The sequence below is a fragment of the Streptomyces sp. iso_384 genome, from assembly GCF_056172905.1.
In genome coordinates this window covers 6,052,808-6,070,889 of the sequence record NZ_JBWBTT010000001.1, presented here as the reverse complement: position 1 = coordinate 6,070,889, position 18,082 = coordinate 6,052,808, and the positions used below count along the sequence as shown (strand labels likewise).

General features: G+C 70.8%; 14 protein-coding genes and 1 riboswitch. Of the genes, 7 read left to right on the top strand and 7 right to left on the bottom strand.

Annotation, left to right across the window (positions count from 1 at the left end):
* Positions 1-127 precede the first annotated feature (127 nt).
* Positions 128-1,327, bottom strand: coding sequence for a S1 family peptidase (locus AC0VY3_RS27155; protein WP_475550806.1), 1,200 nt, complete (start codon positions 1,325-1,327; stop codon positions 128-130).
* A gap of 211 nt (positions 1,328-1,538) precedes the next feature.
* On the bottom strand, positions 1,539-2,528 hold the full coding sequence (locus tag AC0VY3_RS27150) for an ABC transporter substrate-binding protein (RefSeq protein ID WP_475550805.1): 990 nt from the start codon (positions 2,526-2,528) through the stop codon (positions 1,539-1,541).
* A 434-nt stretch (positions 2,529-2,962) separates the two neighbouring features.
* Between AC0VY3_RS27150 and AC0VY3_RS27145 the strand changes: the two genes are divergently transcribed.
* On the top strand, positions 2,963-3,286 hold the full coding sequence (locus tag AC0VY3_RS27145) for a hypothetical protein (protein WP_103511984.1): 324 nt from the start codon (positions 2,963-2,965) through the stop codon (positions 3,284-3,286).
* Here the strand turns inward: AC0VY3_RS27145 and AC0VY3_RS27140 are convergent.
* The 5 genes from AC0VY3_RS27140 to gcvT all read right to left on the bottom strand — a co-directional run bounded on the left by AC0VY3_RS27140 (position 3,274) and on the right by gcvT (position 10,948).
* Entirely contained in the window at positions 3,274-6,096 is a 2,823-nt protein-coding gene (locus AC0VY3_RS27140; protein ID WP_475550804.1) for a helix-turn-helix transcriptional regulator, read from the bottom strand. The two genes, AC0VY3_RS27145 and AC0VY3_RS27140, sit on opposite strands and share 13 nt — an antisense overlap.
* Before the next feature lie 395 nt (positions 6,097-6,491).
* On the bottom strand, positions 6,492-7,877 hold the full coding sequence (locus AC0VY3_RS27135) for an L-serine ammonia-lyase (RefSeq protein WP_103511986.1): 1,386 nt from the start codon (positions 7,875-7,877) through the stop codon (positions 6,492-6,494).
* A gap of 168 nt (positions 7,878-8,045) precedes the next feature.
* Positions 8,046-9,305 carry a serine hydroxymethyltransferase gene (gene glyA, locus AC0VY3_RS27130; protein WP_242741052.1) on the bottom strand — a complete coding sequence of 420 codons (1,260 nt, stop codon included), beginning with the start codon at positions 9,303-9,305 and terminating at the stop codon, positions 8,046-8,048.
* 19 nt (positions 9,306-9,324) lie between these two features.
* The gene (gcvH, locus tag AC0VY3_RS27125; RefSeq protein WP_006127740.1) at positions 9,325-9,702 is read right to left on the bottom strand and encodes a glycine cleavage system protein GcvH; all 378 of its coding nucleotides are present in this window, start codon (positions 9,700-9,702) and stop codon (positions 9,325-9,327) included.
* 130 nt (positions 9,703-9,832) lie between these two features.
* Positions 9,833-10,948 carry a glycine cleavage system aminomethyltransferase GcvT gene (gcvT, locus tag AC0VY3_RS27120; protein ID WP_103511987.1) on the bottom strand — a complete coding sequence of 372 codons (1,116 nt, stop codon included), beginning with the start codon at positions 10,946-10,948 and terminating at the stop codon, positions 9,833-9,835.
* A 176-nt stretch (positions 10,949-11,124) separates the two neighbouring features.
* A riboswitch (glycine riboswitch) is annotated at positions 11,125-11,222 on the bottom strand.
* A gap of 162 nt (positions 11,223-11,384) precedes the next feature.
* Between gcvT and AC0VY3_RS27115 the strand changes: the two genes are divergently transcribed.
* The 6 genes from AC0VY3_RS27115 (at position 11,385) to AC0VY3_RS27090 (ending at position 18,079) form a co-directional block, all read left to right on the top strand.
* On the top strand, positions 11,385-12,077 hold the full coding sequence (locus tag AC0VY3_RS27115; protein ID WP_103511988.1) for an AAA family ATPase: 693 nt from the start codon (positions 11,385-11,387) through the stop codon (positions 12,075-12,077).
* A gap of 73 nt (positions 12,078-12,150) precedes the next feature.
* Entirely contained in the window at positions 12,151-12,921 is a 771-nt protein-coding gene (locus tag AC0VY3_RS27110) for an enhanced serine sensitivity protein SseB (protein ID WP_103511989.1), read from the top strand.
* 167 nt (positions 12,922-13,088) lie between these two features.
* Complete coding sequence (locus AC0VY3_RS27105) at positions 13,089-13,877, top strand: enhanced serine sensitivity protein SseB C-terminal domain-containing protein (RefSeq protein ID WP_030079031.1); 789 nt, start codon at positions 13,089-13,091, stop codon at positions 13,875-13,877.
* Between the two features lie 477 nt (positions 13,878-14,354).
* Entirely contained in the window at positions 14,355-16,025 is a 1,671-nt protein-coding gene (locus AC0VY3_RS27100; RefSeq protein WP_103511990.1) for an ABC transporter substrate-binding protein, read from the top strand.
* Positions 16,026-16,110: 85 nt separating this feature from the next.
* Positions 16,111-17,115, top strand: a complete 1,005-nt coding sequence (locus tag AC0VY3_RS27095; protein WP_103511991.1) for an ABC transporter permease — start codon at positions 16,111-16,113, stop codon at positions 17,113-17,115.
* A 1-nt stretch (position 17,116) separates the two neighbouring features.
* Complete coding sequence (locus AC0VY3_RS27090; protein WP_103511992.1) at positions 17,117-18,079, top strand: ABC transporter permease; 963 nt, start codon at positions 17,117-17,119, stop codon at positions 18,077-18,079.
* The last annotated feature ends 3 nt before the right edge of the window (positions 18,080-18,082 follow it).

Sequence of the window (18,082 nt, the reverse complement as noted above, 5' to 3'; positions counted from 1 at the left end):
CTAGCAACATATCGGGCGGTTTGTCCCTTAATGGGGGGCGATGGCGCGACCGGGGGCCGCTCGCCGGTCTCGCGAGCGGCCCCCGGCCGGTTCTGTGAGGGGTATCCCGTTGGCGCCTCGTCGGTGCCTAGTTGGTGTTGAGCGCCAGCCCGTAGTGGCGGAGGGCGTCGTCGAGCGGCTGGAAGTAGGAGGAGCCGCGCGAGTTGACCCCGCCGGTGCACTTCTGGTTGGTCGGGCCGCCGGAGGTCATGCCCTGGGCCTGGTTTCCGGAGATGTACGCGCCACCGCTGTCGCCGCCCTCCACGCAGACGCTGGAGGTGGCGAGGCCGCTGACGACGGTGTCGGGGCCGCCGTTGAGGTCGACGTAGGTGACGGTGTTGTTGTACGAGCCGATCGTGCCGCAGGTCCAGCCGGTGGTGGCACCGGACTTGCAGACCGCGGCGCCGGACGAGGCGCGGCTGCCGCCCCGGACGGCGACCGGGTTGGTGTTCCCCCAGGTTCCGACGCTGGTGGTGATGGAGTGACCGGAGTTGATGGTCAGGATGCCCATGTCGACGCTGCGGGTGCCGAGTGCGTACCGGGTCCTGTAGCCCTGGGCGAACGCCGCACCGTCGTAGCGCAGGGTGTTCGTGACGCAGTGCCCGGCGGTCACCAGGTACTGCTTGCCGGCGCTGTCACGGGCGCCGTAGCCGACGGAGCACCACCGGGTGGTGTTGTTGAACGTCATCTTGCTGCCGGGGTAGATGGCGGCCTTGGCCTCCAGTTTCTCCTGGCCCCGCACGATCCGGACGGCGGAGCCGTGTTCGGCGGCCTTGGCGAGGAAGGCCTTGGCGGCGGCGCCCCGGTCGTTGTTGACCTTCACGGTCACCTGGTCGGCGGGCAGGTCCACGGACCAGGCGACCACACCGGAGGGAGTCTTCCCGGCGGCGAGGCGGTCCAGCTCGGCCTTGATCCCGTCGAGTACGGCCTGGCCTCTGGCCGGCACGCGGGCGTCGAGGCCGGCCTTCTCGATCCGGGCCGCCTCGGCCCGGTCGTCGGCGTTGACGGTCAGTCGGCCCGAGGTGTCGAAGAACGCCCCGTCGCCGGCTATGCCGCGCTTCCGCAGTCCGGCGAGCTTGGCCTGCTGGGCGTCCTGCCGGTCCAGCCGGTCGACCGCCGCCTGCTCGCTCACACCGAGCGAAGCGGCCAACGCCCGGACCATCTCGGGCTGGTAGCGGGGAGTGGCCGTCCCGTCCTGCGCCTGGGCCATGGTCTGTGTTCCCAGAACCGTGGCGGCCGAGAGCAGGACGCCCGCGGCGGCAAGGCTGTACTTACGAGTGTTGCGCACGCTGATTCCTTCCGGATGACAGCCAGAGACCCGTATGGGGGGTGAAGCGCCGGGCCCTGTCCGACGGTGAGTTCAGAACTCGCCGCGAGCCGAACTATTGAGGCCCGGCGTCCGGCGGGATACTCGGATCGACGCATTCACGGATACGCAGATAATGCGAGGGGATCCGTATCGGCCCCGGGGTTCAGAGCCGGCGGAGTTCCCACAGTCGTCAGATCGCGTCATCGGCCAGGAGATGCCCGCCCAGGACGGTGGAACGCCCCACCACTTGGCGCTGTCTGTGCCGGACGGGGATCAGGGGAGCGTCCTTCGCGATCGTGTCCTGGACCGCCCGGAACCGCTGCATGGCTTTGCCGCGGTCGGTGAACCGCTGGGTGTCCCTGATGGCGTGGTCGACCTCGGCCGACGTGTAGCCGTTGCCCAGGACGTTGCCGGTCCCCACCAGCGGCTGGACAAAGGTGTCCGCGTCCGGGAAATCAGGTATCCACTGGTAGAGGTTGACGTCGAACTCGCCCTTCTGACCGCGCTTCTGATACGTGGTGAAGTCGCGCTCCTCGACCAGCTCCACCCGGAACAGGCCGTCCTTCTCCCACTGTTCCTTCAGTTCGCGTGCCTCGACGGCGGCGATACCGGTCTGGTGGCCGAGTCTGATGCGCACCGGAGTGGTGACGCCGGCGGACCGCAGGCGCTCGGCCGCATACACGGGATCCGCCTCCGGGTAGGGCCAGGTGGCATCCGCGGTCGCGAGATGGAAGGTCACCAGCGAACCCTTGGCGTCCACGGAGAGAAGGTCCGCGAACAGCGGTCCCGGCCCCAGCGGATCGCGGATGCGCAGAATGCGTTCGAAGGACCGCTCCACCGCCGTCGCGGTGAGGGGATTTCCGTTGGAGAACGTGAGGCCGTCACGGAGCTCGCACCGATAGGTGGTGAGTGCGGCGGAGGTGAAGGCGCAGGACTCGGCCGCGTCGGGCTTCGGGGTGGGCGACCCCGGCTCGAAGGTGAGCAGGTTCTGACAGATGTTCGTGAAGACCGCCCAGGAGCCGGCGTCGTACACCCCGGCGGGGTCCAGTCCCGCCGGAACACTGGACGTCCCGATGGTGATCGGCTTTTCGTCCGCGGTCTCGGCCGGAGATGACTGGCAGCCACTGGCGAACAGCAGTACGAAGGATCCTGCCACGAGTCCGGGGCTGATGAATGTCATGGAGGTGCCCATGGTCCTTGGTCATGGGCATGGCGACGTTGTGCGTCGGTGGGTGGAACCTGGTGACCGAGCGTGCGCATTTTTTATCCGTAGGCGGGAATCACGGATACGGCGTTGTACGCCCCGGCCCGCCGGCTCCGGTACGGGCCGGATGCGGTGGACGCGCCGCCCGCCCGCCGTCGCCGGGCTCCGGTCGCCCGGATGTACGGCGAGCGCGGCCGGGACCGCCCGTGGGGTGCCGGGGTACGTACGGGACGCGCACGAGATACGTATAGGTGATCGGGTCATTCCGGATATTGAGGACCGGACGCACCTCGTACGTTGGGAGAACCTGCCAGGGGCGGATCCGGCGCGAGGAAACAGCCCCGTCGGCGAGCATCCGTCGCAGCCCGCGCCGGAAGGGCAGGAAACCGCGACACCGAGGAGATGGCGTCATGGGCGAGCTCTACTTCCAGGTCAATGTCCCCACCCGGAACGCTCTGCAGCCCGAGCGGTGCGGCCTGCACGTCTTCACCGGGTGCGCGGAGACCGGGTCGGATGCCCTGCGCATCGCACGCGAGGCGTGCGACGCGGCGGTCGCCGCACAGAAGGCCGGCTTCGCCATTCCGCGCCGGCGTCCGGACGGCTGGGGAGCGCGCGGGGTGCGGTCCGGCTGGGTGTTCGACTGGACGGCCGCGACCGTGGCCGTATGGGAGCACGACCGGAGCTTCCGGGCCGGCCGGACCTTTCTGCCCCTGGGGCCTCGTCAGAGCCGGTGAACGAGATCGCGGCGGGAGAGCGCGCCGGTCTTCCGCATGGCACCGGCGATGTGCTGCTCCACGGTCCGCGGGGAGAGATGCAGGGTCGCGGCGATCTCCCGGTTGGTCAGGCCGGAGGACGCGAGCTGCGCGACCTCCGCCTCCCGGGGGGACAGCTGGTCGGAGTGCGACGGGCGTCCGGGCGGCCGGCCCTTCCTGGCCGGCTGCCGGGTGCGCAGCAGGGCTCTGGCCCGCGTCGCGTCCCAGACCGCGCCCAGGTCGGTGAAGTGCTGGGCACAGGACTCCAGTTCGGCGATCGCGGACGCGGTGGAGGAGCCGTCGCCGGCCGGGGCAGCCGCATCGCCCGCCGCTGACGCTCCGGCGCCGTCGGTTTCCGCGCCGCCGGCCGCATCGCCTTCGGTCGATCCCGCACCGCCCGCCCCGTCGGTACCGCCCGCCTCGCCTGCGGCGTCCGCCGCGAGCACACAGCGTCCGGCGCACTCCGTGGCCAGCGCCTGGCTGTAGGGGCGGGGCAGTTCCGCGTAAGCCGCCGCCGCCTTCCGGTACGACTCCGCGGCCGTCAGCAGACCACTCGGATTCCCCTGGGCCAGCGCCTCGCTCTCGGCGAGGACGGCCCGGCTCCAGACCAGCGCGGCCCTGGCCGCGGGCGCGTCCGCCGCCCCGAGACCCTGGGCGAAGTCGCGGACCATGGCGTGCGCTCCGGTCGTGTCGCCCGCGCGCGCCAGCGCCTCCACGGCCCACGGCGCGAGTTCCGCGGCCCAGGGCCACACCCCCTTCTCGGCCACCACCGTCCACGCGGCCCGCGCCTGTTCCGCCGCGTCCGCCACCTCCTGGCGGGCCAGCGTCAGACGGATCACCGCGCCGGCCGCGGTCGCGCCCAGGGGCACCGGCAGATTCTCCGTCCCGAAGGTACCCCGCTGGGACAGCCAGGACCGGGCCTCCCCCCAGTCCCCTTGGGCCACGGCGAGCAAGCCGCGTACGACGTAGGCGTCGGAGGCGAGGAACGGCATGTCCGCGGTGTCGGCGATGAATTCCTCGCACCTCCGTGCCAGGCCCAGCCACTGGCCGGTCCACCACTCCTGGAGCAGCCGGGTCCCCGACGCGCTGTGCTCGGTGTACGGTGCGCCGCTGCGGGCGGCCAGCTCACGCCCCTCGGCCAGCAGCCGGTCCGCGCGCCGGTAGAAGCCGAGCCAGACGGCGGAGTCCGCGGCGTTGCACAGACCGCGCGCCGCCTGCCGGACGCACGCGGGGTCAGTACTCTGCACGGGCAGCCGCTCCACCAGGTCCCACGCCTCGGGATCGGCCCAACTCATGGCGAGACCGACATGGTTGGCGAGTACGGCGGTTCGCATGGCCTCGTCCCCGCTGTCGTCCGCCGCGGCCACGGCCTTGATCAGCCACCCCCGGTGGACGTCGAGGGAGGCGCCCGGCCAGTACGGGGTGACCAGGGCCGCCATGGCGCGGGCGGCCAGCACGGACCGCACCTCGCGCAGTTCGGCGGCGGCGATCTCCAGCACCCGCCAGCCGTCGGCGAACCGGCCCATCTGGTTGGAGAGCATCAGCCCCAGGTCGAGCCGCAGTTCACCGCGTACGGCCGGGGGAAGGTCCGCGTCCTGCACGATCTGCGCGAGCACCTCCACGGTCTGGTCCGAGCGCAGCCCGGTCACCGCGTTGCGGGCCAGCAGCGGCGCCAGCCGGGCCCGGGCCTGCGGCGGGATGCCGGGGGCGGCGAGCGTCCGCTCCAGGAGGGTGATCGCCTCCTGGTGCCGGCCGGACGCGGCCGCCGACTCGGCCGCCTTCTCCACCGCCCTGAGCCACCGGCGGTCGTCACCGGCCGCCCGGTGGTGCTCGCCCACGGCCGCCCAGACCACCGGCTGCCTGCGGCTGAGCACACCGGCCGCCCGCCGGTGCAGATCCTGCCGTACGGGCCCGGGCACGGTGTCCCGTACGGCGGTGGCCGCCAGCGGGGCGGCGAAGCCGTAGCGCCCCTCGCCCAGCTCCGCCAGGGCCGCGCTCTCCAGGGCCCGCAGCAGCGCGTCGCTCCCGGGCACGGCCCCGAGCCCCGACACCGCGATCAGCTCGTCCCGGGCGGCGGGCCCGTCGAGGACGGCGGCCGCCCAGACCAGCGGCCGGTGCGCCGAGGGCAACGCGTACGTACGGCTGAGCACCAGCTCCGCCAGGCGGGTCGGCACCCCGGCCGCGGCCACCTCGGCGGCCGTGCCGGTGAAGGCCGGCCGCTGTTCCCGCAGCAGGGCCAGCAGATCGACGACCACCCGGGGCACCCCACCGGTGCGTTCGTGCAGCGTGCCCACGGCCTCGGCCGTACAGCCGCTCTCGCCCAGGACCTCCGCGGCCGCCTGCCGGACGCGTTCCTGGTCCCAGGGCGTCGGCCGGTGCGTCAGCACCGTCAGCCGGAAGGGATAGGCCATCGCCGCACCGCCCAGCGGCAGGCCGGGAACGGGGAGCTCCTCGGGGCGATAGGTCACCGCGGCCGCCGAGCCCGGCTGCAGCCCTTCCAGCACCCGCCGCAGCCGCCGCAGCTCGTCCTCGTCCGCCCGATGGACGTCGTCCACCAGCAGCAGGGTCGGCTTCCCCCAGGGGTCGTCCGCCATCTGCTGCCCGTCCCCGGCTCCGCACCGCCACCACAGGCGTGCCACATCCGGGGTCTCGGGCAGGCCGGCCAGCTCTCGCAGCAGATGACTCTTGCCCAGCCCGGCGGCGCCCTCTACGTACAACAGCACGGGCCCGGCGTCCGGGTCGGCGAAAGCGCGGACGAGGGACCGCAGGGCAGAACCACACGTCGCGATCACGTCGCCACCCTCGCTCTCCGTCGTCCCGTGGCCCGGACCCACCACAGTGCGCCCAGGCCCATTCTGGGCGAACGACAACGGACGCACCTCTTCACGGACGGTCGCCCGCGGTCACGGCCCGCGCGCGGGGGAGGATGCCGGTGCCGGGCGTACGGAAGGCCTTCGGCGGAACGGCGCGCAGCGGAACGCACCCGGCCGACTGCCACACGCAGGGCGCAGTGCCCTTCCGGCTGGGACCCCGAAGGACGACGCGCGCAGGTTCCCTCCGTAAGCCCGGTCACCGCGGCCCGAAGCTATGCCACGGCCGCGCCCGCCGATATCCGAGGAGGCGGATTCACGGATACCCGATCAATGCCGGGCACCCGGCCGTCATGCTCAGCACCCGGCCTCCACCCTCAGCACTCGATGATGTTCACCGCGAGCCCGCCGCGCGCCGTCTCCTTGTACTTGACGCTCATGTCCGCCCCGGTCTCCTTCATGGTCTTGATGACCTTGTCGAGGGAGACCTTGTGGCTGCCGTCGCCCCGCAGCGCCATCCGCGCCGCGGTGACCGCCTTCACCGCCGCCATGCCGTTGCGCTCGATGCAGGGGATCTGGACGAGGCCGCCGACCGGGTCGCAGGTCAGGCCCAGGTTGTGCTCCATGCCGATCTCGGCGGCGTTCTCCACCTGTTCGGGGGAGCCGCCGAGCACCTCGGCCAGGGCTCCGGCCGCCATCGAGCAGGCCGAGCCGACCTCGCCCTGGCAGCCGACCTCGGCGCCGGAGATCGAGGCGTTCTCCTTGAACAGCATGCCGATCGCACCGGCCGCGAGGAGGAAGCGCACGACGCTGTCCTCCTTCTCCGTCTCGGTGCAGCCGCCCGCCGCGAAGTTCATGTAGTAGTGCAGAACGGCGGGGATGATGCCCGCGGCGCCGTTGGTGGGGGCCGTGACGACGCGGCCGCCCGCCGCGTTCTCCTCGTTGACCGCCATCGCGTAGAGGGTGATCCACTCCATCGCGTGGGCCTGCGGGTCACCCTCGGCGCGCAGTTGGCGGGCCGAGTTCGCGGCGCGGCGGCGGACCTTGAGGCCGCCGGGGAGGATGCCCTCGCGCGACATGCCGCGCGAGACGCAGGCCTGCATGACCCGCCAGATGTCCAGCAGCCCGGCGCGGATCTCCGCCTCGGTGCGCCAGGCCAGCTCGTTCTCCAGCATCATCGAGGAGATGGACAGGCCGGTCTCGCGGGACAGGCGCAGCAGCTCGTCGCCGGTGCGGAAGGGGTGCCGCAGGACGGTGTCGTCCGGGACGATCGGGTTCTCGCCGGCCACCGCGTCCTCGTCGACGACGAAGCCGCCGCCGACCGAGTAGTACGTCTTCTCCAGGACCGGCGCGCCCTCGGTGTCGGACGCGAGGATCGTCATGCCGTTGGCGTGGTACGGGAGCGCCTTGCGGCGGTGCAGGATCAGGTCGTCGTCGAAGGCGAACGGGATCTCGTGCATGCCGAGCAGATTGATCCGGCCGGTGGAGCGGATCGTCTCGACCCGGGCGTCGGCCGTCTCCACGTCGACGGTCTGCGGGGACTCGCCCTCCAGGCCGAGCAGGACCGCTTTGGGCGTGCCGTGCCCGTGTCCGGTCGCGCCGAGGGAGCCGTACAGCTCGGCCCGTATCGACGCGGTGTGCGCGAGCAGGCCCTCGTTCTTCAGGCGGCGCGCGAACATCCGGGCGGCGCGCATCGGGCCCACCGTGTGGGAGCTGGACGGGCCGATGCCGACCGAGAAGAGGTCGAAGACCGAGATGGCCACGGGAGTACTCCTTGGGGTTGGAAGACGCCGTTGTCTGCCTGGATGGTGCGGGACAAGCGGGGCAAGCGGAACAAGAAGGATCATCGGGGACACGGATCGGGGCACCGCGCTCACTCTGTTCAGTGTGCGCGGTGCCCCGTCCGAACGTGCGGAACCGCAGGTCAGCTGTTACTTCAGGCCGGGGTAGAGCGGGAACTTCTCGGCCAGCGCGACCACGCGGGCCTTGAGGTCGTCCGCGTCGTAGGACGGCTTGAGGGCGGACGCGATGATCTCCGCGACCTCTGCGAAGTCCTCGGCGCCGAAGCCGCGGGTGGCCAGCGCCGGGGTGCCGATCCGCAGGCCCGAGGTGACCATCGGGGGACGCGGGTCGTTCGGGATGGCGTTCCGGTTGACCGTGATGCCCAGCTCGTGGAGCCGGTCCTCGGCCTGCTGGCCGTCCAGCTCGGAGTTGCGCAGGTCGACCAGGACCAGGTGCACGTCGGTGCCGCCGGAGAGGACGGAGACGCCCACCTCGGTGACGTCCGGCTGGACCAGGCGCTCGGCCAGGATGCGCGCGCCGTCCAGGGTGCGCTGCTGGCGCTCCTTGAACTCCTCGCCCGCCGCGATCTTGAACGAGACCGCCTTGGCCGCGATCACGTGCTCCAGCGGGCCGCCCTGCTGACCCGGGAAGACCGCCGAGTTGATCTTCTTGGCGAGCTCCTGGGTGGAGAGGATCACGCCGCCGCGCGGACCGCCGAGGGTCTTGTGCGTGGTGGTGGTGACGACATGGGCGTGCGGCACCGGGTTGGGGTGCAGCCCGGCCGCTACCAGGCCCGCGAAGTGCGCCATGTCGACCATCAGGTACGCGCCGACCTCGTCCGCGATCCGGCGGAAGGCGGCGAAGTCCAGCTGGCGCGGGTAGGCGGACCAGCCGGCCACGATCAGCTTCGGCTGGGACTCCTTGGCGAGGCGCTCGACCTCCTCCATGTCCACGGTGCCGCTCTCGTCGACGTGGTACGGGACCACGTTGTAGAGCTTGCCGGAGAAGTTGATCTTCATGCCGTGGGTCAGGTGACCGCCGTGGGCCAGGTTCAGGCCCATGATCGTGTCGCCCGGCTTCAGCAGCGCGAACATCGCGGCGGCGTTCGCCTGCGCACCGGAGTGCGGCTGGACGTTCGCGGCCTCGGCGCCGAACAGGGCCTTGATCCGGTCGATCGCGATCTGCTCGACGACGTCGACGTGCTCACAGCCGCCGTAGTAGCGGCGGCCGGGGTAGCCCTCGGCGTACTTGTTGGTGAGGACGGAGCCCTGCGCCTCCATGACGGCGACCGGAGCGAAGTTCTCCGAGGCGATCATTTCGAGGGTGGACTGCTGACGGTGGAGCTCGGCGTCGACGGCGGCGGCGACGTCCGGGTCCAGCTCGTGGAGGGAGGAGTTCAGAAGCGACATCAGGGGGTCCCTTAAGGTCTCAGTTGCCGGAGAACGCGGTGTACTCGTCGGCGGAGAGCAGATCGGCCGGCTCCTCCGCGACGCGCACCTTGAACAGCCAGCCGCCCTCGAAGGGAGCGGAGTTCACCAGCGAGGGGTCGTCCACGACGTCCTGGTTGGCCGCCGTCACCTCACCGGTCACCGGCGAGTACAGATCGCTGACGGACTTGGTCGACTCCAGCTCGCCGCAGGTCTCACCCGCGGTCACCGTGTCGCCGACCTCCGGGAGCTGGGCGTAGACGACGTCACCGAGCGCGTTGGCCGCGTACTCCGTGATGCCGATCGTGGCCACGCCGTCCTCGACGGCCGACAGCCACTCGTGCTCCTTGCTGTACCGCAGCTGCTGGGGGTTGCTCATGACCTGAATTCTCCTGTACGCGGGGGAGTGCTGATGAACGGTGGTCTTGCGGTGTGAGACGGAGGTACGTCACTTCTGTGACGCCTGCGTGCGGTGAGAAGGCCCGGAAACTACTGGTTCTTCCGGGATATCACTTCTGGCGCTTGTAGAACGGCAGCGCGACGACCTCGTACGGCTCGTGCGTGCCCCGGATGTCCACGCCCACGCCCTCGGTGCCCGGGGCGGCGAAGGCCGCGTCCACGTAGGCCATGGCGATCGGCTTGCCCAGGGTCGGGGAGGGGGCGCCGGAGGTGACCTCGCCGATCACCTTGCCGTCGGCCACGACCGGGAAGCCCGCGCGCGGGACCCGGCGGCCCTCGGCGACCAGGCCGACCAGCTTGCGCGGCGGGGCGGTCTCGGCGCGCTCGGCGGCGGCCTTCAGCGCCTCCCGGCCGACGAAGTCGCCCTCCTTCTCGAACTTCACGACCCGGCCGAGGCCCGCGTCGAACGGGGTCAGCGCGGTCGTCAGCTCGTGCCCGTACAGCGGCATGCCCGCCTCCAGGCGCAGCGTGTCCCGGCAGGAGAGGCCGCAGGGGATCAGGCCGTGCGCGGAGCCGGCCTCGGTCAGTGCCCGCCACAGCTGCTCGGCGTGCTCGGGCGCGACGAACAGCTCGAAGCCGTCCTCGCCGGTGTAGCCGGTACGGGCGATGAGCGCCGGAACCCCGGCGACCGTGCCCGGCAGGCCCGCGTAGTACTTCAGCCCGTCCAGGTCGGCGTCGGTGACGGCCTTCATGATGGCGGGCGACTCCGGGCCCTGGACCGCGAGCAGCGCGTACGCGTCCCGGTCGTCGCGCACCTGGGCGTCGAAGCCGCCGACGCGCTCGGTCAGCGCGTCCAGCACGATCTGGGCGTTGCCCGCGTTGGCGACCACCATGTACTCGGTCTCGCCCAAGCGGTAGACGATCAGGTCGTCCACGATCCCGCCGTCCTCCTGGACGATCATCGTGTAGCGGGCCCGGCCGTTGCCGACGGTGGCGATGTTGCCCACCAGCGCGTAGCTCAGGAAGGCCGCGGCCTCGGGACCGGTGACGGTGATCTCGCCCATGTGCGACAGGTCGAAGAGCCCGGCGCGGGTGCGTACGGCGTTGTGCTCGTCGCGCTCACTGGCGTACCGCAGCGGCATGTCCCAGCCCGCGAAGTCGGTCATGGTGGCGCCGAGCGAGCGGTGCAGCGCGTCGAGGGCGGTGAGACGGGGGGCAGTGCTCATGGATACGGCTCCAGGGCATGACGACGTCAGGACGGAAAATCCTCCCCATCTGTCATCGGAACCTGAGAGGTTCGCCGATAGCCCCTGACGGGGTATGCCCCTGGGGGCGCCCCTGTTCACAGGGCTCGGCTTGCACCTTGGGTGGAGCCGCGGGGCGGCTCGCTTTTCAGATCTGCCTCATCCACGCGGTACGGGGCCTGAGAGATTCAAGGGAGGATCTTGCTCCTTCGGCGCCCGGCTCACACTGTGGCCGGAACTCTCCCGCGCGGATTCGAACGGCCGGTATGCAGTTGGCGGGGTCATCATCGCACGCATCGGGGGAGAGTGGGGGCCCGGTCCCCACGCGGGGGAAGACGGCGAGGTCGGTTGTGCCGTATTGCCTTTTCTTTACACTTCAGGAGCAGGCGTGGGTGACCCGACGGCAGGGGGATGGGCGATGACGTTGCAGCGGTCGGTACCGACCGCGGGGGTCGCGCATGACGCGATGCCCGCACAACCCGGCGCACCCGTAAGAGAGCAGCTCACACGGGGTGCGCCGGTGGTACGTGATCTGCGCGGGCGCGTCCGCTGCGCCCCGTACTGCCTCGATTTCACCGCCGGTGACGTCGTGGTCGTCTCCGGGCTCCCCGGCAGCGGGAAGTCGACCCTCATCCGGCGGGCCGTGCGCGGCCGCGCCATTGACTCCCAGAACACCCGCGACAGCTGGGCCGCGGCCCTGCCCCGCTTACTTCCCTACGCCCTCTACCGCCCCCTGGTGCGCGCCGCGCACTACCTCGGCCTCTGGAACGCCCTGCGCTCCGGTGAATCCGTCGTCGTGCACGACTGCGGCACCCAGGTCTGGGTACGCCGCTGGCTCGCCCGGCACGCGGTGAGCCGGGGCAGCGCCCTTCATCTGATCCTGCTGGACGTGACGCCCGAGGTGGCCCGGCAGGGGCAGCGCGAGCGCGGCCGCGGGGTCTCCGGCTACGCCTTCGCCCGCCACCGGAACGCGGTGGCCCGGCTGCTCCGCGACACCGAGCAGGGGCTGCTGCCCGCCGGCTGTGCCTCCGCGGTACTGCTGGACCGGCCGGCTGCGGGGGCGCTCGGACGGATCTCCTTCACGGAGGCCGAGGCCGCCGCAAGCCGCTGAAGGTTAGGGTGCTGGCCGGAGCACGACGGCCGCCGCGCGCGGCGGCCGAGGGGCGAGAGAGGGCACAGAGGCAGTGGACATTCCGGCACCCGCACCGGCGCACCCCCAGCAGGGGTGGCCCGCCAACGAGCTCGAAGAGGTGCTGACGGCCTCGCTCGGCGTCCCGGACGCGGGCGGCCGCCTCGTCGAGGTGCTCGGCCGCAGCTCCGTCTGGGTGCCGCTGCCGAGCGGCGGCAGCCCCGCGAGCGCGGACCTCGACCTGCCGATGATGGAGATCGACGGCGCGGCCTTCGTCCCCGTCTTCAGCTCCGAGGCCCAGTTCCTCAGCTGCGTCGGCAGCCACATGTCCTTCGCCGTCGCACCCGCCCGCGACTTCGCCCGGGGCCTGCCCCCGCAGGTCGGCATCGCGGTGAACCCCGGCGGCGCGGTCGGCATACCGCTTCCGCCGCCCGCCGTCGCCGAGCTCTGCCGGGCCGGGCGCACCGCCCTGGACGGGCCCGCCACCGGCGGCCGGGTCAAGCTGTACGAACCGGACTGGCAGCACGACCCGGTCGACTTCCTCACCGCCGTGTCCGAGGAGTTCGAGGCCACCGGCGTGGTGAGCACCGCCCGCCGGTCGCTGGCCAGCATCGAGGGCGGTGACCCGGTCCTCTTCGTCGGCGTCGAGTTCGCCACCTGGGACGGTGCGGGCCAGAGCGTGCCCATGGACGCCATCGGCCGGGCGCTGGGCCGGGTCCAGGTGCCCTGGCCGGTGAACCTGGTCCTGCTGGACGTGGCCCAGGACCTCGTCGGCGACTGGATGCGGGAGAAGGTGCGCCCGTTCTACCGGCGCGAGGGCCACTGATCCACCGGTACGAGGCCCGACGGCGGCGACCGGACCGGGTGCCGCCGGACCGTGGCGTCAAGTCGGTGTCAGAAGTGGCGCATAAGCTGGTTTGATGGCGTGGTCGCTCCCGTGTGCCCGGGAGCGGTGGCGCGAACGCGATGGATCGACGAGGGGCGGGACCCAGGGTGAGTGCGTCAGGCACCGCGGCGGCCGGGAAGGTCGAGCACATGCTGCGCCAGGTGACCCCCGGGCGTTACGACACCTACGAGGCGCTGCTCGCCGCGGTCGCCGAGGGCCGGATCTGGATGCTGCTCTGGCACGGCACGGCGGGCTCGCCGGACGCCCAGTACGGCAACATGGAGATCGAGGGCCTGGGGTACGCGCCCTGCGTCACCTCCGCCCAGGAGCTCTCCGCCAGTGGCTGGAACCGTTCCCACGAGCTGGTCACCGGACGCGATATCGCCCGCGCCCTCTTCCCCGACCGCTGGGGCATCTGGCTCAACCCGCACGCCCCGGGCGGCGGCGTCGGCATCCCCTGGCTCGACCTGCGGCGCATCGCCACCGGCCTGGACCGGCTGCCCGCCGGACCGCTCCGGCTCTCCGAACCCGCCATCGAGCTCCCGCAGTTCTACGCCCTGCTCACCCAGAACGCCCACCGCACCCCCGCGATCCGCTCGCTGCGCCGCGCCTGGGTGCACCCGGCGGTCGGCGTCCCGTATCTCGCGATCGGCCTGGACCTCTACGACACCGGCCGCGCCGCCGTCGAATCGGTGCGCGAGATGATGCGGCAGTCGGTCGCGGCGGTCCCCGACGGGCTGCCCGTCTCCACCGTCGCCCTGTCCGACGAGTACGACCCGGTCGGCATGTGGCTGCGCGCGAACGCCCGCCCCTTCTACGACCGCGAGGCCCACGCCCCCGCCGGCCCGCCGCCCCTCGCCGCCCCCGGATACGGCTACCCGCCCCAGCCCCGCTGAGCCCCGGAGCGCCCGGCCGGTCACTCCGGCCGGCCCCGCGCAGGACTCCTCGACGGCGTTCTGACGGGTGACCCGAGCGGCGTGGTCGGCGGTTCGCAGCGTGGATGTGCCCGAGGCGTACAGCGCCGCGCCTGCGGAACTCCCTGTCGCGCACCTGCGCGTGTGAACCGATGAGCGGAAGCGTGCGGCGAAGCCGGCGCAGGCGGGCCGGCCCGGACCAGGGTCGAGCGGTCGGGCGCGCCCGCCGTCTCCGCCCCTGTGTGCCCGCCGTCTCCGTCCCCGGTCACCCTCCGTCGAACACCCCTCGATGTCCGGCTTGTTAACTTCCCCCGGGAGGATGTCCCGGAACTGGACGGTTTGTTAACTGTCCGGGTCTCGACTAGGTCTCACCGCTATCCGGACTGTTCTCTTGCGGCGGGCACCGTCTGTAGTGTGCGGCCATCAAACCTCACCACATGGCGAACCAGGGGTGGACCCATGCGAATATTCAAGTCCCGGGCTGTCCGGGCGATCACGACAGCGGTCGCTGTCGGGCTGATCGCCACGGGCTGTTCCAGCGAGCGGGACGAAGGCGGCTCCAAGGGGGGCGAGAAGGACACCTTCGTCTTCGCCGGAGCCGGTGACCCCGGTTCCCTCGACCCGGCCCTCGCGAGCGACGGCGAGACGTTCCGCGTCACCCGTCAGGCGTTCGAGGCGCTCCTGGAGCACGAGCCCGGTGGGAGCAAGCTCGTCGGCGGCCTCGCCGAGACGTGGGAGAGCGACCCGGCCGGCAAGGTCTGGACGTTCAACCTGCGCAAGGGCGTGAAGTTCCACGACGGCGAGGCGTTCAACGCCGCCGCGGTCTGCGCGAACTACGACTACTGGTTCAACTGGACCGGCACGTACCAGTCCAGCGCGGTCTCCTACTACTGGCAGACCATCATGGGCGGGTTCGCGAAGAACGAGGACCCCGAGACGCCCAAGGCGAACTACAAGTCCTGCACCGCCAAGGACGACAACACGGCGGTCATCGAGGTCAACGAGCCCTCGGCGAACCTCCCGGGCGGCTTCTCGCTCCAGGCCCTGGCGATCCACTCGCCGAAGGCCCTCAAGGAGTACGCGAAGCAGAACGCGACCGCCAAGGGCGACGCGATCACGTACCCGAAGTACAGCCAGGAGGCCGGCACGGTCGCCGGCACCGGCCCGTACAAGATCGTGAAGTGGAACAAGGGCAACAAGGAGGTCTCCCTGGAGGCCTTCGACGGCTACTGGGGCGAAAAGGCCAAGGTGAAGAACCTGGTCTTCCGCACCATCTCCACCGAGGAGACCCGCCGCCAGGCGCTCCAGGCCGGTGACATCGACGGCTACGACCTGGTCGCGCCGGCCGATGTGACGACCCTGGAGAAGGAGGGTTACGAGGTTCCGACCCGTGACGTCTTCAACATCTTCTACCTCGGCATGAGCCAGTCGGCCAACCCGGCGCTGAAGAAGCCCGAGGTCCGTCAGGCGATCACGCACGCCATCGACCGCGAGAACCTCGTCAACACCCAGCTGCCCGAGGGCGGCAAGGTCGCGACCCAGTTCATGCCCGACACGGTCGCCGGCTTCTCGGACAAGGTGAAGACGTACCCGTTCGACACCGCCAAGGCGAAGGACCTCCTCAAGCAGGCCGGCGAGGAGAAGCTCAGCATCGACTTCTGCTACCCGACCGAGGTCACCCGCCCGTACATGCCTGCCCCGCAGGACATGTTCGAGCTGATGAAGGCCGACCTGGAGAAGGCCGGCATCACCATCAAGCCGAAGGCCATGAAGTGGGCCCCGGACTACCTGGACGCCACCGAGGCGGGCTCCTGCGCCCTGCACATGCTCGGCTGGACCGGTGACTTCAACGACGGCTACAACTTCATCGGCACCTGGTTCGCCGGACCGGACAAGCAGTGGGGCTTCAAGGACCAGAAGGTCTTCGACGCCGTGAACGCCGCTTCCAAGGTCACCGACCCGGCCGCCCGCACCGAGGCCTACAAGAAGGCCAACGAGGCGATCGCGGAGTACGTCCCCGGCGTGCCGATCTCGTCGTCGCCGCCGGCCATCGCGTTCGCCAAGAACGTCAACCCGCCGAAGGTCTCCCCGCTGACGCAGGAGAACTTCGCCGAGGTCTCCTTCAAGTAATCGCACACCAGCGGGTCCGCCCGGCCACAGCAACCAGGTGGCCGGGCGGACCCGCATCGACGCACGTGAGAAAGGGGCATGCGGGGTGCTGCGACTCGTCGTAAGAAGACTTCTCCAGCTCATTCCCACCCTGCTCGGCCTGTCGGTCCTGCTGTTCCTCTGGCTGAACCGACTGCCCGGCGGACCCGCCTCAGCGATCCTGGGCGAGCGGGCCACCGAAGCCGAAGTAGCGAGAATCAACCGGGCACTCGGGCTCGACGAGCCGGTCCACGTCCAGTACTGGCGGTTCCTCAAGCGCATCTTCGAGCTCGACCTCGGAACCTCCACCCAGACCGGCCAGCCGGTGTGGGACGAATTCACCCTGCGCTTCCCGGCCACCGTGGAGCTCAGCGTCGCAGCCATCCTGATCGCCGTGGCCGTGGGCATCCCGATGGGCTACCTGGCGGCCAAGCACCGCGGCGGATGGCTGGACGTCGCCTCCGTCTCCGGATCCCTCCTCGGCATCTGCATCCCGGTCTTCTTCCTGGCCATGCTGCTGCGCGGGATCTTCTCCGTGGAACTGGGCTGGTTCCCGAGCCAGGGCCGGCTGACCACCGGACTCAACGCCACCGACATCACCGGATTCTCCGTACTGGACGGGTTGTTGACCGGCGAATTCGACGCGAGCTGGGACGCGATCATGCACTTGATCCTGCCCGCCGTCGCGCTGGCCTCGATCCCGCTCGCCGTGATCGTCCGGATGACCCGCGCCAGCGTCCTGGAGGTGCTCGGCGAGGACTACATCCGCACCGCCGAGTCCAAGGGCCTGGACAAGAAGACCGTGCGCGGCCGCCACGTGCTGCGCAACGCCCTGCTGCCCGTGATCACCGCGGTCGGCCTGCTGACCGGCAGCCTGCTCTCCGGAGCGGTGCTCACCGAGTCCGTGTTCGACTTCGGCGGCATCGGCTCCTTCATCCGTACCGCGATCGACGGCCGTGACTACCCGGTCCTCGTCGGATTCATTCTCTTCATCGCGATGGTGTACGTGCTCATCAACCTCCTGGTCGACCTCGCGTACAGCATCATCGACCCGAGAGTGCGGGTGCACTGACGTGACGATCATGACCAACAAAGCAGACAAGATCGACCGTCTCGCCGAGCTGACCCAGAGCTCCGAGACCGTCACCGGCACCAGCCTGTGGCGCGAGGCGTTCCGCAGGATGCGGTCCAGCAAGATGGCCGTCATCGGCGCGGCGATCATCGCCGTGTTCGTCGTCGTCGCGATCGTCGGTCCCTGGGTCGCCCCGCACGGGCCCACCGCGCAGAACTGGCGCAGTGAAGTCTTCCCCAACCAGGGCAAGTTCGTCGGCATGCGCGGCGAGAACTGGTTCGGCCTGGACCACCTGGGCCGCGACATGTTCTCCCGCTGGCTCGTCGGAGCCCGGCAGACGCTGCTCGTCGGTGTCGTCTCCATGCTCATCGGCCTGATCGTCGGTGCGCTGGTCGGGGTGGGCTCCGGCGCCGCCGCCACCCTCGGCGGCAAGATCGGCCAGCGCGTCGACACCGTGATCATGCGCTTCACCGACATCATGCTGTCCCTGCCCTCGCTGCTGCTCGCCGTCTCCATCGCCGCGGTCCTCGGCCAGTCTCTGACCACCGTGATGATCGCCGTGGGTGTCGTCCAGATCCCCATCTTCGCCCGCCTGTTGCGCGGTTCGATGCTGGTCCAGGGCGGTGCGGACTACGTGCTCGCCGCGAAGGCGGTCGGCATCCGGCGCAAGCGGATCGTGCTCACGCAGATCCTGCCGAACTCGCTGAGCCCCGTGATCGTCCAGGCCACGCTCAGCCTCGCCACCGCGATCATCGAGGCCGCGGCCCTGTCCTACCTGGGCCTCGGCAACCCCGACCCGGCCGTTCCCGAGTGGGGCGTGATGCTCTCCCAGGCGCAGCGCTTCTTCGACAACGAGCCGATGATGGCCGCCTATCCGGCCGTCGGGATCATCATCACGGCCCTCGGCTTCACCCTGCTCGGCGAGTCCATGCGCGAGGCCCTCGACCCGAAGTTGCGAGGCTGAAGT